The sequence below is a fragment of the Salmonella sp. NW38 genome (assembly GCF_051807745.1).
GTDB lineage: Bacteria > Pseudomonadota > Gammaproteobacteria > Enterobacterales > Enterobacteriaceae > Salmonella > Salmonella enterica.
In genome coordinates, this window is the sequence record NZ_JAMMTO010000003.1 from 19,969 (window position 1) to 42,624 (window position 22,656).

The window sequence follows — 22,656 nt, forward strand, 5'->3', positions numbered from 1 at the left end:
CAGGAGTTGAGTATGGAATTCAGTAATCCCTTCGATAATCCGCAGGGACAGTTTTACATCCTGCAAAATGCGCAGCGTCAATTCAGCCTTTGGCCAGCGGCGTGCGCGCTTCCCGCAGGCTGGGACGTGGTATGCGAACCGCAATCGCAGGACGCGTGCCAGCAGTGGCTTAATACGCGCTGGACAACACTGAATCCGGCCCATTATGCCGATAAGCAGGAGGCGAAATGACGCAGCGTTTACCGTTAGTCGCCGCTCAGCCGGGGATCTGGATGGCGGAAAAACTCTCTGATTTACCCTCCGCCTGGAGCGTGGCGCACTACGTGGAACTGAATGGCGAGCTGGATGCCCCCTTGCTGGCAAAAGCGGTAGCGGTAGGGATGCAACAGGCGGATACGCTACGGATGCGTTTTACCGAAGAGAACGGCGAGGTCTGGCAATGGATAGATCCTGAGCGCACCTTCGGCGAGCCCCCGATTGCCGATTTACGCGACCAGCCCGATCCGCATCACGCGGCGCTGACGTTAATGCAGGCGGATTTACGGCAAAACCTGCGCGCAGATAGCGGTAAGCCGCTGGCTTTTCACCAGTTAATCCGCATTGATGATACCCGCTGGTATTGGTATCAGCGCTATCACCATTTGCTGGTGGATGGCTTTAGCTTCCCGGCGATAACCCGCCAGATTGCGGCGATTTATCGCGCCTGGCAGAGCGAGGCCCCTACACCGGAGTCGCCTTTTACCCCCTTTGCGGATGTGGTCGAGGAATATCAGCGCTATCGCCAGAGCGAGGCCTGGCAGCGTGACGGCGCCTTCTGGGCGCAGCAGCGCCGCGAGCTGCCGCCGCCGGCGTCAATTTCTGCCGCGCCGCTGCCGGGGCGGTCGGCGAGCGCGGGTATTCTGCGTATGAAATTGAGCGCGCCGGCGGGGGCGTTTCGCCAACTGGCGGCGCACATGCCTGAGATACCGCGAGCGGATCTTGCCCTGGCGCTGGTGACGTTGTGGCTGGGACGATTATGCGGGCGAATGGATTATGCCGCCGGATTTATCTTTATGCGGCGGATGGGCTCGGCGGCGTTAACGGCGACCGGGCCTGTCCTTAACGTGTTGCCGCTGGCGGTTAACCTTCATGCGACGGAAGATCTGCCAACGCTGGCGAAGCGTCTGGCGGCGCAGTTAAAGAAGATGCGCCGCCACCAGCGTTACGACGCCGAACAGATTGTACGCGATAGCGGGCGAGCCGCAGGGGAGACGCCGCTATTTGGCCCGGTGCTCAACATAAAAGTGTTTGATTATCATCTGGATCTTCCTGGCATACAGGCGCAAACCCATACCCTGGCGACGGGGCCGGTTAACGATCTTGAACTGGCGCTTTTTCCGGATGAAAACGGCGGTCTGGATATTGAATTGCTGGCGAATGCACAGCGTTACGATGATGCCACGCTCTCCCGCCATGCCTTACGGTTGATGGCGCTTATCACACAGTTTGCGGATAACCCGGCGCTGTGCTGCGGCGATGCGCAAATGCTGCTGGCGGAAGAACAAACGCAATTAACACACCTTAATAATACGGCGGTAACGATTCCCGCCGCCACGCTTAGCGATTTGGTGGCGCAGCAGGCGCAAAAAACGCCAGAGGTTTCCGCGTTGGCAGATGCGCATTATCATTTTACCTACCGTGAAATGCGCGAACAGGTTGTAGCGCTGGCGTACGCGCTGCGGGAACGCGGCGTTCAGCCTGGCGATAGCGTGGCGGTGGCGTTGCCGCGGTCGGTTTTCCTGACCTTAGCGCTGCATGGCATTGTCGAGGCGGGCGCCGCCTGGCTGCCGCTGGATACCGGTTATCCTGACGATCGGCTGCGAATGATGCTGGAAGATGCGCAGCCGAAACTGTTAATTACGACTCAGGCGCAGCTGGCGCGCTTTCACGATATTCCGGGGATGGAATATTTGTGTTATAGCCAACCGCTACCGGTCAGTGACGCCACTCCGCTGGGGCTGTCGTTACCGCATCATACCGCTTACATCATTTTCACCTCTGGCTCGACGGGCAGGCCGAAAGGGGTGATGGTGGGACAAACGGCGATAGTCAACCGGTTGCTGTGGATGCAGGATCACTATCCGTTGACGGCGGATGATGTAGTAGCGCAAAAAACGCCGTGCAGTTTTGACGTCTCAGTATGGGAATTTTTCTGGCCGTTTATCGCCGGGGCGAAACTGGTGATGGCTGAACCGGAAGCGCACCGCGACCCGCTCGCGATGCAACGGTTCTTTGCGCAATACGGCGTCACGACCACCCATTTTGTGCCGTCGATGCTGGCGGCCTTTATTGCCTCGCTCACGCCAGCGTCGGCTGGGAAAAGCTGCGCTTCCTTAAAGCGCGTTTTCTGTAGTGGCGAGGCCCTGCCGACGGCGCTGTGCCGCGAATGGGAGACGTTAACCAACGCGCCGCTACACAATCTGTACGGACCAACGGAGGCCGCGGTGGATGTGAGCTGGTATCCGGCCTGTGGTGATGAGCTGGCGGCTGTTGACGGCAACAGCATCCCGATTGGTTATCCCGTCTGGAATACCGGTTTACGTATTCTCGATGCGCATATGCAGCCGGTGCCGCCGGGCGTGGCTGGCGATCTCTATCTTACCGGTATCCAACTGGCGCAGGGCTATCTGGGGCGTCCGGATCTTACCGCCAGCCGTTTTATCGCCGATCCTTTTGCGCCAGGCGAACGGATGTACCGTACCGGAGATGTGGCGCGCTGGCTGGATTCCGGCGCGGTGGAGTACTTGGGGCGCAGCGACGATCAGCTCAAAATTCGGGGTCAACGTATTGAACTGGGCGAGATTGACCGCGTCATGCAAACGCTGCCGGATGTTGAACAGGCGGTAGCACATGCCTGCGTCTTTAATCAGGCGGCGGCGACGGGCGGGGATGCCCGGCAACTGGTCGGCTATCTGGTGTCGCACTCCGGTTTGCCGCTGGATTTACCGGCGCTGCAGGAAAAATTACGCCAAAAACTTCCCGCGCATATGGTGCCGGTTGTGTTGTTGCAACTTGCCGGTTTGCCGCTTAACGCTAATGGCAAGCTGGATCGTAAAGCCCTGCCGCTGCCGGACCTGACGCCGCGCGTGAAAGGGCGTGCGCCGCAGTCCGCAACGGAGATTGCTGTCGCCGCGGCGTTTTCCCGCCTGCTGGGCTGTGAGATTAACGATGTTGAAAGTGATTTCTTTACGCTGGGCGGACACTCGCTGCTGGCGATGAAACTGGCCGCGCAGCTAAGCCAGACGTTTAATCGCCAGGTGACGCCGGGGCAGGTGATGGTGGCGTCTGACGTGGCGCAGTTGAGTAAGCTGCTCGATACTGACGATGACGAACGCTCGCGCAATCTGGGGTTCGGGCCGCTGTTGCCGCTGCGTGAAAGCGATGGTCCAACGTTATTTTGTTTCCATCCGGCGTCGGGGTTCGCCTGGCAATTTAGCGTATTATCACGCTATCTCAGCCCGTCGTGGTCGATTATGGGGATTCAGTCGCCGCGCCCCGCTGGCCCTATGCAAACCGCAACCACCCTTGATGAGGTATGTGAACATCATCTGGCGACTTTGCTCGTGCGGCAGCCGCATGGCCCTTATTATTTATTAGGCTATTCGCTGGGCGGGACGCTGGCGCAAGGGATCGCCGCCCGGTTGCGCGCACGCGGCGAAACCGTAGCGTTTTTGGGGTTACTGGACACCTGGCCGCCGGAAACGCAAAACTGGCGGGAAAAAGAGGCGAATGGCCTCAATCCGGACGTATTGGCGGAAATTGAACGTGAACGCGCAGCGTTTGTCGCCGCTCAGCAGGGAAATGCCTCCGAAGCCTTATTTACCGCCATTGAAGGCAATTATGCGGATGCCGTCCGTTTGCTGACGACGGCGCATAGCGTACCGTTTGATGGACATGCTACGCTCTTTGTGGCGGATAAAACGGTGCCGGAAGGCGTATCGCCTGAACAGAGCTGGTCGCCGTGGATAGCGTCTTTGGCTATTTATCGCCAGCCGTGCGCGCATGTAGATATTATTTCTCCCTCCGCTTTTGAAACTATCGGGCCCATCATCAGCGAGCTCATTAATAAATAACGGGCGTTGTTTCTGCCTTTAACAAATTAAATCCTGAAACCCATAATAATTACTAATTATTATGGGTTTTTTATTGCAACGATTAATTCTTTTAACATAAGTGATACATGCTACAGGCAAGTTTAATTCCGAATATTTAGCTTTTCGGGCACTGGCGCGCAAAGAGTGTTTCGGATAATTCTGACTTGCTGTTAGAATCTCTGACAGGAATGTGTTCTTTCATTGGATAAAGTTTTCAGGTCATACGGCATGCCATCTCTTAATGTAAAACAAGAAAAACATCAGTCACTTGCAGGTTACTCACTGCCGCCCGCCAACAGTCATGAAATCGATTTGTTTAGCCTTATAGAGGTGTTATGGCAGGCGAAACGTCGTATTCTTGCTACCGTTTTCGCCTTTGCGTGCGTGGGGTTACTTCTGTCCTTTCTGCTGCCGCAAAAATGGACCAGCCAGGCGATTGTCACACCGGCGGAGTCGGTACAGTGGCAGGGGCTGGAGAGAACGTTGACCGCGCTGCGCGTGTTGGATATGGAGGTAAGCGTTGATCGGGCCAGCGTCTTTAATCTGTTTATTAAAAAGTTTAGCTCGCCCTCGCTGCTGGAAGAATATCTTCGTTCTTCTCCGTATGTCATGGATCAATTAAAAGGCGCGCAAATAGACGAGCAGGATCTTCACCGGGCGATTGTCGTGCTGAGCGAAAAAATGAAAGCGGTGGACAGTAATGTCGGCAAGAAAAATGAAACGTCATTATTCACGTCGTGGACGTTGAGTTTTACCGCGCCGACGCGGGAAGAAGCGCAAAAAGTGCTGGCTGGCTATATTCAGTACATCTCTGATATCGTCGTGAAAGAGACGCTGGAAAATATTCGTAACCAGCTGGAAATCAAAACCCGCTATGAGCAGGAAAAGCTGGCGATGGATCGGGTGCGTCTCAAAAACCAGCTTGATGCCAATATTCAACGTCTCCATTATTCGCTGGAAATCGCCAACGCCGCCGGCATTAAGAGACCGGTTTACAGTAATGGTCAGGCGGTAAAAGATGATCCGGATTTTTCTATTTCTCTCGGCGCGGATGGTATTTCCCGCAAACTGGAAATTGAAAAAGGGGTAACGGACGTGGCCGAGATCGACGGTGATTTGCGTAACCGTCAATACCATGTTGAACAACTGGCGGCAATGAATGTGAGCGACGTGAAGTTTACCCCGTTTAAATATCAACTGTCGCCGTCTCTGCCAGTGAAAAAAGATGGCCCGGGTAAAGCGATCATTATTATTCTGGCGGCGTTGATTGGCGGTATGATGGCCTGCGGCGGCGTATTACTGCGTCACGCGATGGTCTCGCGTAAAATGGAAAACGCGCTGGCGATAGATGAACGGTTAGTCTGATTTAAACGAAAAGCCGGATAGCGATTATCCGGCTTTGTCATCTGTGTGAACGACTATCGCCGCCCCAGCGGTACCACCAGCGGCGTCCCGGCAACCGGATCGTCGATAATCATACAGCGCAGCCCATAGATTTTTTCGATAAGCTCTGCGGTAACAATCTCTTTCGGCGCGCCCTGCGCGACAATGTTACCTTCGCGTAATGCAATCAAATGCGTGGCGTATCGGCAGGCCTGATTCAGGTCGTGCAGGACGGCGGCGAGCGTATAACCTTTTTCGCGGTTGAGATCGCTTAACAATTCCAGCAAATCAATTTGATGGCTAATATCCAGCCACGTTGTCGGCTCATCCAGCAGCATGATGGACGTTTCCTGCGCCAGCACCATGGCTATCCACGCCCGCTGGCGTTGGCCGCCGGACAGAGTATCTACGCTTTGCGTCGCCAGTGAGGTGATACCTGTTGCACGCATGGCACTGGCGACGGCGTCGGCATCTTCCTTGCGCCAGCGGGTAAATAACGGCTGATGCGGATAACGCCCTCTGGCGACCAGCTCTTGTACGGTGATATCGCCCGGCGTAGTGGCGTTTTGCGCCAGCAATCCGATGCGCCGCGCCACCTCTTTACTGGCGTAACGCTGTATTTGTTCGCCATCCAGCCAGACATGGCCATCAACAGGCGTCATCAGACGGCTTAGCGTGCGTAGCAACGTTGACTTGCCGCAGCCGTTAGGGCCGATGATGGCGGTAAAATGGCCGTCCGGAATCGAAACATTAAGGTTTTTTGCGACGGTATAGCTGCCATAACCCAGCGTTAACTGGTCGCCGCGCAAACGGGCTACGGATTCGGTCATTTTTTGCGGGACTCCTGAATTAACAAGACGATAAGATAAATACCGCCGAGGCTGACGGTGACCACGCCCACTGGAAGCTGATAAGGCATAAACAGTTGCTGCGCGCATGCATCGGCGGCCAGTAGTAACAACGCGCCGCACAGCGCCGACTGGGTTAATCCCCAGCGCGCTGTGCCGCTAAGACGGCGGGCGATGTGCGGCGCGACAAGGGCAATAAACGAGATGGGGCCTGCCAGTGCCGTTGCCGCAGCGGTGAGCGACACCGCCACCAGCATCAGCATCAGGCGTGACCGCTCCACGCTAACACCCAGCGCGCAGGCGCTGTCATCGCCCATCTCCAGCAGCCGCATACGACGCACCAGTAGCGCGGCGCCTGTCAGCATCACAATAATCAGCGGCGCCGAAGGCCAGGTTTTTGCCCATGTCAGACCGTTGAGCGACCCGGCGTTCCATAAGCCGGCGGTGAGCGCCGTTTCCAGCGACGCCTGCAACAGAAGCCAGGTATTAAAGGCGACTAACATCGCGCGGATGCCGATACCGATGATAATCAGCCGGAAAGTTTCAATCCCGTTACGCCAGGCGAGCAGCCAGACAATCAATGACGTGACGATACCGCCCGCCATTGCCGCCAGCGCGATCGCGGTAAGATGCTGGCCAAACAGGACCATTGCGACCAGTACGCCGCTCCAGGCGCCGGTATTAAAGCCCATCACATCAGGGCTGCCTAGCGGGTTACGCATCAGCGACTGAAAAATCGCGCCACTGACGCCAAGCGCAGCGCCAATCAGCAACGCCATTAATACGCGCGGTAGTCGCCATTCGGTTACGACAAGGGTGATGTTACGCGGCGCGTCGCCCAACAGCGCGGCAATAATCTGCCCGGTCTCAAGAGGCACGGCGCCGCTTTGCAGGCTCCATAAACCAATGGCGAAGCAGCCAGCCGCCAGAAGCAGGCAGCTTACGATAAGCCGACGAGAAAGAAACATCACAGGCCGCCTCCGTTCGATTTACGGCGTACCAGAAAAATAAGTACCGGCGCGCCGATAAATGCACTGACAACCGATACGCGGAGTTCGCCCGGCACCAACAGACGACCAATAATATCGGCAAAAAGCAGCAGAGCAGGGGTTGCCAGTAGCGTCACTGGCAGCGACCAGCGGTGGTCTGCGCCCACCAGCCAACGCGCCATATGCGGCATCATCAGACCAATAAAGGCGATAGGGCCAACCAGCGCCGTTGCGCTGCCGCACAAGACGGTAATCGCCAGTAAACCGATAAGTTGGGTGCGCGCCACTTTACTCCCCAGCGCCGTCGCGGTATCGCTGCCGAGGCTCAGGCTGTTCAGCGCACGGCTCAGAAATAGCGCCACGATCCCTGCGATAACCACGGGCGCAAGCGCGACTTTCAACGTTTGCAGGCTGCGAATGTCCAGCGATCCCGCCTGCCAGAAGCGAAGCTGGTCATAGACCTCTGGATTTAACAGCGCGATGCCGCTGGTCAGTCCTTCCAGTACCGCGCCAAGCGCCACGCCCGCCAGTGTCAGGCGGACCGGGCTTAACTGGCCGCCGCCCTGACTACCGGTGAAGGCGACAATCAGCGATGCGATAAGCGCGCCGCTAAATGCCATGAAAAGCTGTTCCAGCGGCGTGGAGAAACCAAACAGCGCCGCGCCCAGTACAATGGCGAAGCTGGCGCCGTTGTTAACGCCCAGAATTCCCGGGTCGGCGAGCGGGTTGCGAGTAAGTGTTTGCATGAGCGCCCCGGCGAGACCCAACGCGCCGCCTGCCAGTAATCCGGCCAGCGTACGCGGCAAACGCGCATCCAGGACGATGGTGCAATCGGCGCTTTGGCATACGCCGGTGAACGCCTCCAGCACGGCGGCGGCGGGCAGCGGTTTCGCGCCAATGACCAGGCTTAAAACCGCGGCGAGACTCAGTAATAACAACAATCCGGGCACGGCAAACGCGCGCGTCACGGAAAACGAGCATGACATAGTAACTTCCCTGATAATGATAGTAATTATCGTTATCTATCTTATTTGGTTATGTTAGCATGTGCAGCCATTGAATGGATATTTAAAAAACTCGCATTAAGGCGTTGTAATGAATCGACAATCCTGGCTGCTCAATCTCAGCCTGTTGAAGACGCACCCTGCATTTCGCGCAGTATTTCTGGCCCGTTTTATCTCTATTGTCTCGCTGGGGCTGCTTGGCGTGGCGGTTCCGGTACAGATCCAAATGATGACGCACTCCACCTGGCAGGTAGGGCTGTCGGTAACGTTAACCGGCGGCGCCATGTTTATTGGCTTAATGGTGGGCGGCGTACTGGCCGATCGCTACGAACGTAAAAAGGTGATTCTGCTGGCGCGCGGTACTTGCGGTATTGGCTTTATTGGCCTGTGCGTGAACGCGCTGCTGCCGGAACCATCATTGCTGGCGATATATCTCCTTGGCCTGTGGGACGGCTTTTTCGCGTCTCTGGGCGTGACCGCGTTACTGGCGGCGACGCCAGCGCTGGTCGGAAGAGAAAATCTGATGCAGGCCGGCGCGATTACCATGCTGACGGTACGTCTGGGATCGGTTATTTCGCCGATGTTGGGGGGCATATTGCTTGCCAGCGGCGGTGTAGCCTGGAACTATGGGCTGGCGGCCGCCGGGACGTTTATTACGCTATTGCCGTTACTGACGCTGCCGCGACTGCCTGTCCCTCCGCAGCCGCGGGAAAATCCATTTATCGCGTTACTGGCGGCATTTCGTTTTTTGCTCGCCAGTCCGCTTATCGGCGGTATTGCGCTGCTTGGCGGCCTGGTGACGATGGCAAGCGCGGTACGCGTCCTCTATCCGGCGCTGGCGATGAGCTGGCAGATGTCGGCGGCGCAAATCGGTTTGCTGTATGCGGCAATTCCGCTGGGGGCGGCCATTGGCGCGCTGACCAGCGGACAACTGGCGCATAGCGTTCGTCCGGGGCTCATTATGCTGGTTTCGACAGTGGGTTCTTTTCTGGCGGTGGGGCTGTTCGCCATCATGCCGGTCTGGATCGCAGGTGTTATCTGTCTGGCACTGTTTGGCTGGCTTAGCGCCATCAGTTCGTTATTACAATATACCCTGCTGCAAACCCAGACGCCGGAAAATATGCTGGGGAGAATGAACGGCCTGTGGACTGCGCAAAACGTCACGGGAGACGCTATCGGCGCGGCGCTGTTAGGCGGTCTTGGCGCAATGATGACGCCGGTCGCTTCCGCGAGCGTGAGTGGATTCGGGCTGGTAATTATTGGTTTGCTGCTGCTGTTAGTGCTGGGCGAGCTACGTCGTTTTCGCCAGACGCCGCCGGTTAGCGATGCTGGCTGATGAAGAGGCGTTTATCCGACTGACAAAATCGGTCTGGTCAGTCGGATAAGACTCCGATAAGGCTAAAACAGGGCGGCCAGCCGGTTAAGCAGCAACGTTGCGCTGTAATAATCCAGACGGAACGTCTCCGTGCCCAGGGCATAGACGCGCTTATTTTGCACCGCTGGCAGGTGCGCGAGCAGCGGATTGGTGTAAAGGGCCGCGACATCTTTGTTGTCGCCGGCAAACAGGAAAAGAGATTGGCCGTTTAACCCGGCGGCCAGATTTTCACCGCCAAGCTGAATGATATCGTGGCGCTTACCCTGGCTTTTGCTGGTTTGCAGCCCTCGGGGCAATGTCGCCAGCGTAAAGCCTAACTGCGTCAATAGCTTGCCTTGTGCTGATTCTGGCGTCCACAAATTGGCGCTATGCGCGGCAGGGGTATACACCAGCGCGCTAACCGGCTGCGGCGGCAGGGCGATTCGCTGTTTAACCGTCGTCAGTTGCGCCTCAAATTCCGCTATTCGCGCGGCGGCCTGTTTCTCCTGACCGGTGATCTCGCCAAGTTGCGTGAGCAAACTCTGCCAGCTTTTATCGTCATAATTGATGACGAGCGTCGGCGCGATAGCGGAGAGCTGATCGTAAAGCGCCAGCGCGGAGTCGCCGCCGGTGGCGCTAATCAAAATGAGATCCGGCATTTGCGCGGCGACCGTTTCGGCATTCGGTTCGCCGATATACAGCCGGGCGACATGGCGAGCCTTTGCTACGTCGCTCCACTGACGCATAAACCCTTGATCGTCAGCAAAGCGGTTATTCGGCGTAGTGGCCCCGCTGGCGACGACGGGCGCATCAATCGCCAGCAGCGAGCCTGTTAACGTCACGCTGGTAGAGACGATACGCGCGGGTTTGTGGTCCAGAGTATGAACGCCGCGGCTGTCCTGGATTTGCCGGGGCCAACCGGCGTCCTGGGCTAAGGATATTCCTGAAATTGATAAACCAACCACTAAAAGCAGCCAACGATAAAAGGCGGGGAGTCTCACAATAGCGTCCTGTTATTAATAAAGTTAATGCTTCTCATTTTCATGTCAGCAGCAGCGAGATGCAAGCCTTAGTGCCATTTAACTCATGACCAGAGTTGACAGAGCGACGTTTTACTCTTAGGTTAGCGCACTAAAAATAGAAATAATAATCATTATTATACACAAAATCATTCAAGAAGCATCGCAACGGCAAGGGAAGAAATCCCCGCGACCATAGATAACTGTGTGACCGGGGTTTCTGAGCGCAGCCAACAAAGAGGCAGCTTGAAAGATGAAGTGTATATAAGCCTTTATCATTGGAGGATGATATGGATATGTCACTGGCCGAGGACGCTCAGGAGACAATGGCAACGCTTGCTCCCGATCGCTTTTTCTTCATGTCGCCGTATCGCAGTTTTACCACTTCCGGGTGCTTCGCCCGTTATACCGAGCCTGCGGTTGCCGGAGATTCGCCGGATAGCCCTTTCCAGCAGAAATTGCGCCAGCAATTTGCCGAGGCCAAATCGCAGGGCATCGCCAACCCTATCCTGGTGGGGGCGATCCCCTTTGATACCCGTCAGCCGTCGTCGCTATTTATCCCGATGGCGTGGCAGTCCTTTTCCCGCCAGCAAAAGCAGCGCACGGCGCGTTATTTTACTGACCATCAGCCACTGACGGTGACGGCGCGAAAGGCGATTCCGGAGCAGGATGCTTTTGAAGCAATGGTCGCACGCGCGGCTATGCTGACCGCCACGCCAGACGTCGATAAAGTGGTGCTTTCCCGGCTAATAGATATCACCACTGATGTGGCGGTGGATAGCGGAGCATTGCTGGAGCGGCTGGTTGCGCAGAATCCAGTTAGTTACAACTTCCATGTGCCACTGGCGGATGGCGGCGTTCTGCTGGGCGCCAGCCCCGAATTGTTGCTACGCAAAGAGGGCGAGCGGTTTAGTTCGCTGCCGTTAGCAGGCTCGGCACGCCGACAGCCGGATGACGTTCTGGATCGCGAGGCGGGAAACCGACTGCTGGCTTCACAAAAAGATCGCCATGAACATGAGCTGGTGACGCAGGCGATGAAGCAGATCCTGCGCGATCGCAGCACGGAACTGCAATTACCTTCCTCTCCGCAGTTGATCACCACGCCGACGCTATGGCATCTCGGTACGCCGTTTGAGGGCAAGGCCAACGCCGGAGAAAACGCGCTGACGCTGGCCTGTCTGCTGCATCCGACCCCTGCGTTAAGCGGTTTCCCCCATCAGGTCGCGAAAAAGCTGATTGCTGAACTGGAACCGTTCGATCGTGAACTGTTTGGCGGCATTGTCGGCTGGTGCGACGCCGAAGGAAACGGCGAGTGGGTAGTGACGATTCGTTGTGCGAAATTGCAAGGTAATCAGGTGCGCCTGTTCGCCGGCGCCGGGATTGTCCCTGCCTCTTCGCCAGTCGGCGAGTGGCGGGAAACCGGCGTCAAGCTCTCTACGATGTTGAACGTTTTTGGACTGCATTAAGGAACGATGATGCGTATACCTTTCACCCGTTGGCCGGATGAATTTGCCCGCCGTTATCGTGAAAAAGGCTACTGGCAAGACGTGCCGTTGACCGATATTCTGACCCGCCACGCTGACAGCGACAAGACGGCGGTCATTGAAGGCGAGCGCGCATTCAGCTATCGCCAGCTCAACCAGGCCGTGGATAATCTGGCCTGCAGTTTACGCCGTCAGGGCATCAAACCTGGCGAAACCGCTCTGGTGCAACTGGGGAATGTACCGGAACTGTATATCACCTTTTTCGCCCTGTTGAAGCTTGGCGTAGCGCCCGTTCTGGCGCTGTTTAGCCATCAACGTACCGAACTTAACGCCTATGCGATGCAGATCGCGCCGACGCTGGTGATTGCCGATCGCCAACATACGCTGTTCGCCGGGGAGGACTTTCTCAACACGTTTGTGGCTGAACACCGCTCTGTGCGGGTGGTGTTATTGCGCAACGACGACGGCGATCACAGCCTGGACGCGGCGATGCGGCAGGCGGCGGAAGATTTCACCGCCACGCCATCACCTGCTGACGAAGTGGCCTACTTTCAGCTTTCCGGCGGTACTACCGGCACGCCAAAGCTTATTCCCCGTACCCATAACGACTATTACTACAGCGTGCGCCGCAGCAATGAGATTTGCGGTTTCAACAAGGAGACGCGTTTTCTGTGCGCGATTCCCGCCGCGCATAACTACGCCATGAGTTCGCCGGGCGCGCTGGGCGTTTTTCTCGCCAAAGGAACGGTAGTGCTGGCGACCGATCCCAGCGCCACGCTCTGTTTCCCGCTGATCGAAAAACACCAGATTAATGCCACGGCGCTGGTGCCGCCCGCGGTCAGTCTATGGCTACAGGCTATCCAGGAGTGGGGCGGTAATGCGCCGCTGGCGTCATTAAGGTTATTGCAGGTTGGCGGCGCGCGGCTTTCTGCGACGCTGGCCGCCCGTATTCCGGCTGAAATTGGCTGTCAGTTGCAGCAGGTCTTCGGCATGGCGGAAGGGTTAGTGAACTATACCCGGCTGGACGATAGTCCGGAACGGATTATCAATACCCAGGGAAGACCCATGTGTCCGGACGACGAAGTGTGGGTGGCGGATGCCGACGGGAATCCACTGCCGCCGGGCGAGATTGGTCGTCTGATGACGCGCGGCCCCTATACTTTTCGCGGCTATTTCAACAGTCCGCAACACAATGCCAGCGCCTTTGACGCCAACGGTTTTTACTGCTCCGGCGATCTGATCTCCATTGATCAAGACGGCTACATCACCGTTCACGGGCGTGAAAAAGATCAGATCAATCGGGGCGGCGAGAAGATAGCCGCCGAAGAGATAGAAAACCTGTTACTGCGCCACCCGGCGGTGATCCATGCGGCGCTGGTCAGCATGGAAGATGAACTGCTGGGGGAAAAAAGTTGCGCATATCTGGTGGTAAAAGAGCCGCTGCGAGCGGTACAGGTACGCCGTTTCCTGCGAGAGCAGGGCGTGGCGGAATTTAAATTACCGGATCGCGTGGAGTGCGTTGCGTCACTGCCACTGACGCCGGTTGGTAAAGTCGATAAAAAACAATTACGCCAGCGGTTGGCGTCACGTTCACCGCTCTGAAGGAGAAAGAGAGATGGCCATTCCGAAACTACAGTCTTACGCGCTGCCCACCGCACTGGATATCCCGACCAACAAAGTGAACTGGGCATTTGAGCCGGAGCGCGCGGCGCTGCTCATCCACGATATGCAGGATTACTTTGTCAGCTTTTGGGGCCGCAACTGCCCAATGATGGACCAGGTGATTGCCAATATCGCCGCTCTGCGCCAGTACTGTAAGGAACATCATATCCCGGTCTATTACACCGCTCAGCCGAAAGAGCAAAGCGATGAAGATCGCGCGTTACTCAATGATATGTGGGGACCGGGACTGACGCGCTCTCCGGAACAGCAGAAGGTGGTAGAAGCCTTAACGCCGGATGAGGCGGATACGGTGCTGGTGAAGTGGCGTTATAGCGCGTTTCACCGCTCGCCGCTGGAACAGATGTTAAAAGATACCGGACGCAATCAGCTCATCATTACCGGTGTGTATGCGCATATTGGCTGTATGACCACCGCTACCGATGCGTTTATGCGCGACATTAAGCCGTTTATGGTGGCGGATGCGCTGGCGGATTTCAGCCGGGAAGAGCATCTGATGGCGCTGAACTATGTGGCGGGGCGTTCCGGTCGCGTCGTCATGACTGAATCGCTGCTGCCGACGCCGGTTCCTGCCAGTAAAGCGGCGCTGCGGGCGTTGATTCTGCCGTTGCTGGATGAGACTGACGAGCCGCTGGATGATGAAAACCTGATTGATTATGGCCTGGATTCAGTACGCATGATGGGGCTGGCGGCGCGCTGGCGTAAAGTACACGGCGATATCGACTTCGTGATGCTGGCGAAAAATCCGACCATTGACGCCTGGTGGGCGCTGCTTTCTCGCGGGGTAGAGTAATGGCCAGCTTTGATTTTTCAGACAAAACGGTATGGGTGACCGGGGCGGGGAAAGGAATCGGTTATGCGACGGCGCTGGCGTTTGTTGACGCCGGGGCGCGGGTGATCGGCTTCGATCGCGAATTTACGCAAGAGAATTATCCCTTTGCTACCGAAGTCATGGATGTGGCGGATGCCGCACAGGTTGCGCAGGTGTGTCAGCGTGTGTTGCAAAAAACGCCGCGGCTGGATGTGCTGGTCAACGCCGCCGGTATTTTGCGTATGGGAGCGACCGATGCGCTTAGCGTCGACGACTGGCAGCAGACGTTTGCGGTTAATGTGGGCGGGGCATTTAACCTGTTTTCGCAGACGATGGCGCAGTTTCGCCGTCAGCAGGGAGGGGCGATTGTCACCGTAGCCTCAGATGCGGCGCATACGCCGCGTATCGGTATGAGCGCTTACGGCGCCTCTAAAGCGGCGCTGAAAAGCCTGGCGCTAACCGTAGGGCTGGAGCTGGCGGGCTGCGGGGTACGCTGTAATGTGGTGTCGCCGGGTTCGACTGACACCGATATGCAGCGCACTTTATGGGTGAGTGAAGATGCCGAACAGCAGCGTATCCGCGGTTTCGGCGAACAGTTTAAGCTCGGTATTCCGCTCGGTAAAATCGCCCGTCCGCAGGAGATAGCCAATACCATTTTGTTTCTTGCCTCCGATCTGGCCAGCCACATTACCTTGCAGGATATCGTGGTGGACGGTGGTTCAACATTGGGAGCCTGACGATGATCTGGAAACGGCATTTAACGCTGGATGAATTGAACGCTACCAGTCAGAACACGCTGGTGGCGCATCTGGGCATTGTTTACACCCGTCTGGGCGATGACGTGCTGGAGGCGGAAATGCCCGTCGATGCCCGCACTCATCAACCGTTTGGTCTGCTACACGGCGGCGCATCGGCAGCGCTGGCGGAGACGTTAGGATCAATGGCGGGTTATCTGATGACCCGCGACGGGCAGTGCGTGGTCGGGACCGAGTTAAACGCCACCCACCACCGCGCCGTCTCGCAGGGGAAAGTACGCGGCGTTTGCCTGCCGCTGCATCTGGGGCGGCAGAATCAAAGCTGGGAAATTACGCTCTTTGACGAGCAGGGGAGGCGCTGCTGCACCTGTCGCCTGGGAACGGCGGTAATGGGATAGTTCTGGCAAAGTAAAATGCAATTGCAGCGTTAACGAAGAAAGGAAGTGATCTGGTTAACACTGTAATGTAAAAAATGGGTAACGATCCGGTTTTATCATGTTGTTGTGTTGTTAATTACGGTAAAGGTGTTATAGAAACAAAATGTAACATCTCTCTGGAACACCCAAACGGACAACAACTATGAATAAATCAGGGAAATACCTCGTCTGGACAGCGCTCTCAGTATTGGGTGCGTTTGCCCTGGGCTATATTGCGTTAAATCGTGGGGAACAGATCAACGCGCTATGGATCGTGGTGGCGTCGGTCTGTGTCTATCTTATTGCGTATCGTTTTTATGGGCTCTATATCGCCAAAAAAGTGCTGGCGGTTGACCCAACGCGTATGACGCCCGCGGTACGTCATAATGATGGTCTGGATTATGTCCCGACCGATAAAAAAGTGCTTTTTGGTCACCATTTTGCGGCCATTGCTGGCGCAGGTCCGCTGGTCGGGCCGGTACTGGCCGCGCAGATGGGCTATCTGCCGGGGATGATCTGGCTGCTGGCGGGCGTTGTGCTGGCGGGAGCGGTGCAGGACTTTATGGTGCTGTTCGTCTCGACCCGGCGTGATGGGCGTTCGCTTGGCGAGCTGGTTAAAGAGGAGATGGGCGCGACGGCCGGGGTGATCGCGCTGGTGGCCTGCTTTATGATCATGGTGATCATTCTGGCCGTCCTGGCGATGATCGTGGTGAAAGCGCTGACCCATAGCCCGTGGGGAACGTACACTGTTGCGTTCACCATTCCACTGGCGATTTTTATGGGCATCTACCTGCGTTATCTGCGTCCGGGGCGCATCGGCGAGGTATCGGTCATTGGGCTGGTATTTCTTATTTTCGCTATTATTTCCGGCGGATGGGTGGCGGCAAGCCCAACCTGGGCGCCGTACTTTGATTTTACTGGCGTGCAGCTTACCTGGATGCTGGTGGGTTATGGTTTTGTCGCGGCGGTACTGCCGGTCTGGCTGCTGCTCGCGCCGCGTGATTATCTCTCTACCTTCCTGAAAATTGGTACGATTGTCGGTCTGGCGGTTGGGATTCTGATCATGCGTCCAACGCTGACTATGCCAGCGCTGACCAAATTTGTTGATGGTACAGGGCCGGTCTGGACAGGCGACCTGTTCCCGTTCCTGTTTATCACCATCGCCTGCGGCGCGGTATCCGGTTTCCATGCGCTCATCTCCTCCGGCACGACGCCGAAGATGTTGGCCAACGAAGGCCAGGCCTGCTTTATCGGCTACGGCGGGATGTTAATGGAATCTTTCGTCGCCATTATGGCGCTGGTCTCGGCCTGTATTATCGATCCGGGCGTTTACTTTGCGATGAATAGCCCGATGGCGGTACTGGCGCCAGCGGGGACTGCGGATGTCGTTGCTTCTGCTGCGCAGGTGGTCAGCAGTTGGGGTTTCGCTATCACGCCGGATACGTTACACCAGATTGCCAATGAAGTCGGCGAACAATCCATTATCTCCCGCGCAGGCGGTGCGCCAACTCTGGCGGTAGGGATGGCCTACATTTTACATGGCGCGTTGGGCGGCATGATGGATGTGGCGTTCTGGTATCACTTTGCCATTCTGTTTGAAGCGCTGTTTATTCTGACGGCGGTGGATGCGGGTACCCGTGCGGCGCGCTTTATGTTGCAGGATTTGTTGGGCGTAGTGTCGCCAGGGCTGAAACGTACCGATTCGCTGCCAGCGAACCTGCTTGCTACGGCATTGTGCGTGCTAGCGTGGGGGTATTTCCTCCATCAGGGCGTGGTCGATCCGTTGGGCGGTATTAACACCCTGTGGCCGCTGTTTGGCATCGCTAACCAGATGCTTGCGGGGATGGCGCTGATGCTTTGCGCCGTGGTACTGTTCAAAATGAAGCGTCAGCGTTATGCGTGGGTCGCGCTGGTGCCAACGGCCTGGCTGCTGATTTGTACGCTGACGGCGGGCTGGCAGAAAGCGTTTAGTCCGGATGCGAAAATCGGCTTCCTGGCCATTGCCAATAAGTTCCAGGCGATGATCGACAGCGGCAATATTCCGCCGCAGTACACCGAATCGCAGCTCGCGCAGTTGGTATTCAATAACCGTCTGGATGCCGGGCTAACCATCTTCTTTATGGTGGTGGTCGTGGTGCTGGCGATCTTCTCTATTAAGACGGCGCTGGCCGCTCTGAAGATTGATAAACCGACGGCGAATGAAACGCCGTATGAGCCGATGCCGGAAAATGTGGATGAGATCGTGACGCAGGCGAAAGGCGCGCACTAATCTTTTTACATCAATAGCCCTCTCCAGAATAAGGAGAGGGCATTTGGATGACAGGTGACAACGATGTTCGATACGCTTTCGAAAGCCGGAAAATATCTGGGACAGGCAGCAAAAATGATGATTGGCGTGCCAGACTACGACAACTATGTGGAACATATGCGCATAACGCATCCGGATCAGACGCCGATGACCTATGAAGAATTTTTCCGCGAGCGGCAGGATGCGCGCTATGGTGGAAAAGGCGGCGCGCGTTGCTGCTGAGTGTTGCCAGGCCTGATAAGCGCAACGTCACCAGGCTATATTCTGAAAAATTCAACTTTTTCAAACGCCGCACGCAGGGTGTCTGGCGTTAACGTCACCGGTAAATAGTGGATGGATTCGACCGGGCGCAGGGTATGTGCGATTACCCTATCGATCTCGGCGGTGTTATGAATATCCACCTCCAGTTCGCTAAGTCGGGCCGGCAGATGAAATCGCCGGTACGCTGCAATCAATTGCGCCAGCACGTCATCTTGTCCCAGTAGCGCGCTTTGCACCAGAATGCCATAAGCCACTTTCGTTCCGTGCAGGAATTTTTCCGTTTGCGGCAGGACGGTCAGACCGTTGTGTACCGCATGGGCGGCGGCGACACGGGTATAGCGTTCCCCGAGGCCGCCGACCATACCGCCGCCAGCGATAATCGCATCCACCACGTCGCAAAATGCCTGGGTCAGCCGACGCTGCTGTTTATCCGCTAATGCTTGTTCGCTGCTGGTCAGCAGGAGATCGCGAATAGCGCACGCGCTGTTAATGCCCAGTCTTACGGTCAATGGCAACGTTTCAGGCTGCGGCGCAAGCACAACGGCTTCATACCATTTCGCCAACGTATCGCCAATGCCAGCTAACAGATAGTCATCGGGCGCCTGCAGAATAATGCGCGGTTCGACCAGCACCAGAAAATTGGCATCATCAAAAATTTCGAACTGTAACGCCTGTCCCGCGTCGTTATACCAGACGGAAAGCGGTGTCCAGGCGGCGCAGGTCGCCGCGATGGTCGGGATAGCGACAAACGGCAGCGCCAGACGGCGGGCGAGCGCTTTGGCGGTATCGAGCAGCGCGCCGCCGCCGACGCCTATCACCACCTGACGATCGTCGTTGCAGGCGTGCGCCAGTTGGGCAACATGGCGTTCGCTACAATGGCCGGTAAACTGCAGATGTTTTGCGCCAGCACGTTCAAACGCTTCCGGCAGGTAAGGCCGGGCGGCGGCAATCGCGCGTTCGCCGAACACCCAAACGGCGTGGGAAAGCTGTTCCGGCGTGAAAAAGTCTGTCAGTCTTCCGAGGCTTCCAGCATGGGAAAAATAATTCGCCGGGCCGGTAACGACGCGGATTTCAGTGTGGTTCATGTTGTGTTGTCCTTAGGGTCTTCTCACCGTTGTTATTATATTTAGACATCTAAACGTCTTGATTGCCAAATACTAACACCCTGTGATAGTGTGTCAACAACCACATCACTGGCGGGTATGAAGATAATGAGAAATAACCCACTGATTCCAAAAAGCAAATTGCCCAATCTTGGCACCACGATTTTTACGCAAATGAGCGCGCTGGCGCAGAAACATCAGGCAATAAATTTATCGCAAGGCTTCCCTGATTTTGATGGTCCTCGTTATTTGCACGAGCGGTTGGCTTATCATGTCGCGCAGGGCGCGAATCAATATGCGCCGATGACGGGCGCGCAGGCGCTGCGGGAGGCCATTGCCGATAAAACGGCGGAAATATATGGTTATCGACCCGATGACGTCAGTGATATCACCGTCACGGCGGGCGCGACAGAAGCGCTGTATGCGGCGATTACCGCGCTGGTGCGGGCAGGGGATGAGGTTATCTGTTTCGATCCCAGTTACGACAGCTATGCCCCGGCCGTGGCGCTTTCCGGCGGCGTGTTAAAACGCATAGCGCTTACGCCGCCGCATTTTCGCGTCGACTGGCAGGCGTTTTCGGCGTTGCTTAGCGAGCGCACGCGGCTGGTGATCCTCAATACGCCGCATAATCCCACCGCTACCGTCTGGCGTCAGGCGGATATCGAGGCGCTGTGGCAGGCTATCGGCGAGCGGGAAATTTATGTGTTAAGCGATGAAGTGTACGAACATATTTGTTTTGCCGTCGAAGGTCATGCCAGCGTATTGGCGCACCCTCAGTTACGAGAGCGGGCGGTTGCCGTTTCATCGTTTGGTAAAACCTTTCATATGACAGGATGGAAGATTGGTTACTGCGTTGCGCCTGCGGCCATTAGCGCCGAAATACGCAAAGTTCACCAGTACCTGACGTTTTGCGTCAATACGCCGGCGCAACTGGCGCTGGCGGATATGCTGCGCGCCGCGCCGGAACACTATCGCGCGTTACCCGATTTTTACCGGAAAAAACGCGATGTGCTGGTTAACGCGCTGGCGCAAAGCCGATTAAAAGTGCTGCCCTGTGAAGGTACCTATTTTCTGTTAATCGATTACAGCGCAGTGTCGACGCTAAATGACGTTGAGTTTTGTCAGTGGCTAACCGAAGAAGTCGGCGTCGCCGCTATTCCGCTCTCTGTCTTTTGCGCCGCCCCTTTCCCGCATCAGCTTATACGTTTATGTTTCGCTAAACAGGAATCAACGCTGCTGGCCGCCGCAGAGCGCCTGTGTAAACTGTAGTTATTTAACCGTCCACGCTCTGGAGAATCGACGGTCTGCAAAAAGCTCCTGCAGGCCGTTGATCTGTTTCAGGCGCAGGACTTCATCGGCGTCCATACCTAACTCCTGGCCGATTTTGCTTTCGTCCCAGCCTAGCAGAGAAAGTTCGCGCACGATTTCTGACATGGCGTGGATCTGGTGGCGTCCGCGCGCGCGGTTATGCCGAATGGTTGCCGCCATGCGTTCGTGACGTTCTCTGTCCAGACACGTTATCGGCAGGTAGCCTTTCAGACGCCTTTTCAGGACCGTTTTTCCTTTGCCCAGCTCATGACGGTGAAAACCGTCCACAATCTCGTACTCCTCGGCATCGGCCTTTACCACCACTATCGGCTGAGTAAACCCATCTTGTTCAATCGATTTAAGCAGCAGTTTTTTCTCCGGCGGCGCAACGTTATTCGGGTTGTAGTCATTAGGCGAAATATGATCGTTTTTCACCCACAGGACACAATCGACAGGCTCATCGCGAAAAGGACTAACGTTATGTATCGCCATTCTAAATTCATTAATGGCGGCGATTCTCTCTTCTTCAGGCAGTTCAGAGAGAAAGTGAGTTATTTCGGCTGTGATTCGGTGTTGCATAAGATCCCCCATTCCTGGCGTTTAGCTTTCATACGTTCGTTATAACGCTGGTAATTCTTAGGTTTTGTCGGACTGAATGACAGCGCCCGGCACCAGTAATCATTGTTCAGTAAAACTTTGCAGATCCGTCGCCACGACGGAATATCCCGCGATCCAATATCGCCCTGCTGCGTCTGTGGGATGGTGTTCATGCCTTTTTTCTTATACCACTGCAAATAAACGGCGATTTTATTACGGTAATGTTCAGCAGTGACTTCAGGCATACTGTGTAGCAGGAGCAACGCATACTCTTCCCAGTTAAGGTGATCGGGTTTTAAAATTTTCCGGTGGCCATAAAAATGGTTGTCTTGTCCGGCGTAAATACCTCCGCTGAGCACGCCGCTGACTCTGGCGCACATGGCCGCCCAGCGCTCAGGTTCGATAACATGATACAGCCATAACCCCTGTCGTTGTTCCGGGCCGAACGGTTCGCAAATACGCATGTAACGGGGCGGTACGCCAGCCTGATACATCAAATTATACAAAGGGTTACATGGTTTACCTGTTTTGGCGAACCAGGTCCAGATATCTGCGGTTTTCCAGTCATAGATGGGGTAGATATACCAGGTGTGACCCTTAGGGGCTAACGTGGTCCAGGGCTTGTCGTCGGCAAAGCGCAGCTTATGCGAGTTAGCGATAGCGGCAAATCGGTTATAGGATTCGTCGGAACGAATACCGACCAGCATAGCGGCAGGACGCTTTTCTGAAAACCAGTCGGCAAAATCGCGAACGAACTGTTCAAAGGTCATGCCGTGTTGATAAAAGGAAAAAAAGGCCGGATCGGTAATCGCATCTTCTGGCGGTTGTCGTACCCAGTCGGCACCCGGCTGCCAACACTGCCACTCCGGCTGGTATTGTGAAAGGGAATTTTGTGTGGTTAAGGGTAATGCGACCCAATAAAAACGCTCGATAACGTCCGCGTAGTATTCACGTAATGATTCAATATAGGCGATGGTACAGGAGAATTGCGCTTCCCAGTCAATGAAGAGAACGTGGATCTTTTTATTCATTTTGCGCGCCAACGTTGCCGTCAGGTGCAGCATAAGTCCTGAATCTTTACCACCGGAAAATGAGACGCAGACCCGGGGTAAGGTTTCTAGGGTCCACATTATACGCTCTTGAGCCGCTTCCAGAACATTTTGCTCAAGCGGAACTTTATAAACCGACATCTCTGGATAGTCT

19 protein-coding genes are annotated in these 22,656 nt (G+C 55.9%); 12 read left to right on the plus strand and 7 right to left on the minus strand.

All coding sequences use genetic code 11. The features are described from left to right. Positions 1–12 precede the first annotated feature (12 nt). The 3 genes from NA624_RS06340 to wzz(fepE) all read left to right on the plus strand — a co-directional run bounded on the left by NA624_RS06340 (position 13) and on the right by wzz(fepE) (position 5,498). Positions 13–231, plus strand: a complete 219-nt coding sequence (locus tag NA624_RS06340; RefSeq protein WP_000396006.1) for an MbtH family protein — start codon at positions 13–15, stop codon at positions 229–231. Further along, complete coding sequence (gene entF / locus NA624_RS06345) at positions 228–4,112, plus strand: enterobactin non-ribosomal peptide synthetase EntF (protein WP_000194166.1); 3,885 nt, start codon at positions 228–230, stop codon at positions 4,110–4,112. The genes NA624_RS06340 and entF overlap by 4 nt, the downstream gene beginning before the upstream one ends. A 249-nt stretch (positions 4,113–4,361) precedes the next feature. Next, positions 4,362–5,498, plus strand: coding sequence for an LPS O-antigen length regulator Wzz(fepE) (wzz(fepE), locus tag NA624_RS06350; RefSeq protein WP_001139571.1), 1,137 nt, complete (start codon positions 4,362–4,364; stop codon positions 5,496–5,498). Positions 5,499–5,551: 53 nt separating this feature from the next. Here wzz(fepE) and fepC read toward each other — a convergent pair whose 3' ends face one another. Genes fepC through fepD form a run of 3 tightly spaced genes read right to left on the minus strand, consistent with a single transcriptional unit; the run spans position 5,552 to position 8,339 of the window. Further along, entirely contained in the window at positions 5,552–6,346 is a 795-nt protein-coding gene (gene fepC / locus NA624_RS06355; protein WP_000140622.1) for an iron-enterobactin ABC transporter ATP-binding protein, read from the minus strand. Continuing rightward, positions 6,343–7,332, minus strand: coding sequence for an iron-enterobactin ABC transporter permease (gene fepG, locus NA624_RS06360; RefSeq protein WP_000480064.1), 990 nt, complete (start codon positions 7,330–7,332; stop codon positions 6,343–6,345). The genes fepC and fepG overlap by 4 nt, the downstream gene beginning before the upstream one ends. Further along, positions 7,332–8,339, minus strand: a complete 1,008-nt coding sequence (fepD, locus tag NA624_RS06365) for a Fe(3+)-siderophore ABC transporter permease (RefSeq protein WP_001277869.1) — start codon at positions 8,337–8,339, stop codon at positions 7,332–7,334. The genes fepG and fepD overlap by 1 nt, the downstream gene beginning before the upstream one ends. Before the next feature lie 109 nt (positions 8,340–8,448). Between fepD and entS the strand changes: the two genes are divergently transcribed. Continuing rightward, positions 8,449–9,693 (plus strand): enterobactin transporter EntS, encoded by a 1,245-nt coding sequence (entS, locus tag NA624_RS06370; RefSeq protein WP_001081661.1) that lies wholly within the window; start codon positions 8,449–8,451, stop codon positions 9,691–9,693. 62 nt (positions 9,694–9,755) lie between these two features. On the opposite strand, the gene fepB is transcribed toward entS, so the two are convergent. Beyond that, complete coding sequence (fepB, locus tag NA624_RS06375) at positions 9,756–10,712, minus strand: Fe2+-enterobactin ABC transporter substrate-binding protein (protein WP_001238995.1); 957 nt, start codon at positions 10,710–10,712, stop codon at positions 9,756–9,758. 308 nt (positions 10,713–11,020) lie between these two features. On the opposite strand from fepB, the gene entC reads away from it, so the two are divergent. The 7 genes from entC to NA624_RS06410 all read left to right on the plus strand — a co-directional run bounded on the left by entC (position 11,021) and on the right by NA624_RS06410 (position 18,406). Then, on the plus strand, positions 11,021–12,196 hold the full coding sequence (gene entC, locus NA624_RS06380; RefSeq protein WP_000367597.1) for an isochorismate synthase EntC: 1,176 nt from the start codon (positions 11,021–11,023) through the stop codon (positions 12,194–12,196). 9 nt (positions 12,197–12,205) lie between these two features. Beyond that, positions 12,206–13,816, plus strand: coding sequence for a (2,3-dihydroxybenzoyl)adenylate synthase EntE (gene entE, locus NA624_RS06385; RefSeq protein ID WP_001222462.1), 1,611 nt, complete (start codon positions 12,206–12,208; stop codon positions 13,814–13,816). 13 nt (positions 13,817–13,829) lie between these two features. Further along, complete coding sequence (locus NA624_RS06390; protein ID WP_001007166.1) at positions 13,830–14,687, plus strand: isochorismatase; 858 nt, start codon at positions 13,830–13,832, stop codon at positions 14,685–14,687. Further along, entirely contained in the window at positions 14,687–15,442 is a 756-nt protein-coding gene (gene entA / locus NA624_RS06395; RefSeq protein ID WP_000135728.1) for a 2,3-dihydro-2,3-dihydroxybenzoate dehydrogenase EntA, read from the plus strand. The genes NA624_RS06390 and entA overlap by 1 nt, the downstream gene beginning before the upstream one ends. A gap of 2 nt (positions 15,443–15,444) precedes the next feature. After that, complete coding sequence (gene entH, locus NA624_RS06400) at positions 15,445–15,858, plus strand: proofreading thioesterase EntH (RefSeq protein ID WP_000637966.1); 414 nt, start codon at positions 15,445–15,447, stop codon at positions 15,856–15,858. A 181-nt stretch (positions 15,859–16,039) separates the two neighbouring features. Then, positions 16,040–18,145, plus strand: coding sequence for a pyruvate/proton symporter CstA (gene cstA, locus NA624_RS06405; RefSeq protein ID WP_001043107.1), 2,106 nt, complete (start codon positions 16,040–16,042; stop codon positions 18,143–18,145). A 63-nt stretch (positions 18,146–18,208) separates the two neighbouring features. Further along, positions 18,209–18,406, plus strand: coding sequence for a YbdD/YjiX family protein (locus NA624_RS06410; RefSeq protein ID WP_000460619.1), 198 nt, complete (start codon positions 18,209–18,211; stop codon positions 18,404–18,406). A 35-nt stretch (positions 18,407–18,441) separates the two neighbouring features. Here NA624_RS06410 and NA624_RS06415 read toward each other — a convergent pair whose 3' ends face one another. After that, positions 18,442–19,530 carry an oxidoreductase gene (locus NA624_RS06415; protein WP_001016865.1) on the minus strand — a complete coding sequence of 363 codons (1,089 nt, stop codon included), beginning with the start codon at positions 19,528–19,530 and terminating at the stop codon, positions 18,442–18,444. 126 nt (positions 19,531–19,656) lie between these two features. On the opposite strand from NA624_RS06415, the gene NA624_RS06420 reads away from it, so the two are divergent. Beyond that, a complete protein-coding gene (locus NA624_RS06420; protein WP_001245597.1) occupies positions 19,657–20,817 on the plus strand; it encodes a pyridoxal phosphate-dependent aminotransferase in 1,161 nt (386 codons plus the stop codon). On the opposite strand, the gene NA624_RS06425 is transcribed toward NA624_RS06420, so the two are convergent. Together NA624_RS06425 and NA624_RS06430 are read right to left on the minus strand one after the other, a co-directional pair. After that, positions 20,818–21,435 carry an IbrB-like domain-containing protein gene (locus NA624_RS06425; protein ID WP_001164698.1) on the minus strand — a complete coding sequence of 206 codons (618 nt, stop codon included), beginning with the start codon at positions 21,433–21,435 and terminating at the stop codon, positions 20,818–20,820. Beyond that, complete coding sequence (locus tag NA624_RS06430; protein WP_000118135.1) at positions 21,408–22,643, minus strand: phosphoadenosine phosphosulfate reductase; 1,236 nt, start codon at positions 22,641–22,643, stop codon at positions 21,408–21,410. Before NA624_RS06430 ends, NA624_RS06425 begins: the two co-directional genes overlap by 28 nt. Between the last annotated feature and the right edge of the window lie 13 nt (positions 22,644–22,656).

What these genes read in the sequence shown, in the direction of transcription:
- entF (WP_000194166.1), top strand. Translation starts at nt 228, where the DNA reads ATGACGCAGCGTTTACCGTTAGTCGCCGCTCAGCCGGGGATCTGGATG.
- NA624_RS06425 (WP_001164698.1), bottom strand. Translation starts at nt 21,435, where the DNA reads ATGCAACACCGAATCACAGCCGAAATAACTCACTTTCTCTCTGAACTG.
- entS (WP_001081661.1), top strand. Translation starts at nt 8,449, where the DNA reads ATGAATCGACAATCCTGGCTGCTCAATCTCAGCCTGTTGAAGACGCAC.
- NA624_RS06340 (WP_000396006.1), top strand. Translation starts at nt 13, where the DNA reads ATGGAATTCAGTAATCCCTTCGATAATCCGCAGGGACAGTTTTACATC.
- fepD (WP_001277869.1), bottom strand. Translation starts at nt 8,339, where the DNA reads ATGTCATGCTCGTTTTCCGTGACGCGCGCGTTTGCCGTGCCCGGATTG.
- NA624_RS06410 (WP_000460619.1), top strand. Translation starts at nt 18,209, where the DNA reads ATGTTCGATACGCTTTCGAAAGCCGGAAAATATCTGGGACAGGCAGCA.
- entA (WP_000135728.1), top strand. Translation starts at nt 14,687, where the DNA reads ATGGCCAGCTTTGATTTTTCAGACAAAACGGTATGGGTGACCGGGGCG.
- NA624_RS06430 (WP_000118135.1), bottom strand. Translation starts at nt 22,643, where the DNA reads ATGTCGGTTTATAAAGTTCCGCTTGAGCAAAATGTTCTGGAAGCGGCT.
- entC (WP_000367597.1), top strand. Translation starts at nt 11,021, where the DNA reads ATGGATATGTCACTGGCCGAGGACGCTCAGGAGACAATGGCAACGCTT.
- fepC (WP_000140622.1), bottom strand. Translation starts at nt 6,346, where the DNA reads ATGACCGAATCCGTAGCCCGTTTGCGCGGCGACCAGTTAACGCTGGGT.
- NA624_RS06420 (WP_001245597.1), top strand. Translation starts at nt 19,657, where the DNA reads ATGAGAAATAACCCACTGATTCCAAAAAGCAAATTGCCCAATCTTGGC.
- NA624_RS06415 (WP_001016865.1), bottom strand. Translation starts at nt 19,530, where the DNA reads ATGAACCACACTGAAATCCGCGTCGTTACCGGCCCGGCGAATTATTTT.
- entH (WP_000637966.1), top strand. Translation starts at nt 15,445, where the DNA reads ATGATCTGGAAACGGCATTTAACGCTGGATGAATTGAACGCTACCAGT.
- entE (WP_001222462.1), top strand. Translation starts at nt 12,206, where the DNA reads ATGCGTATACCTTTCACCCGTTGGCCGGATGAATTTGCCCGCCGTTAT.
- NA624_RS06390 (WP_001007166.1), top strand. Translation starts at nt 13,830, where the DNA reads ATGGCCATTCCGAAACTACAGTCTTACGCGCTGCCCACCGCACTGGAT.
- fepG (WP_000480064.1), bottom strand. Translation starts at nt 7,332, where the DNA reads ATGTTTCTTTCTCGTCGGCTTATCGTAAGCTGCCTGCTTCTGGCGGCT.
- cstA (WP_001043107.1), top strand. Translation starts at nt 16,040, where the DNA reads ATGAATAAATCAGGGAAATACCTCGTCTGGACAGCGCTCTCAGTATTG.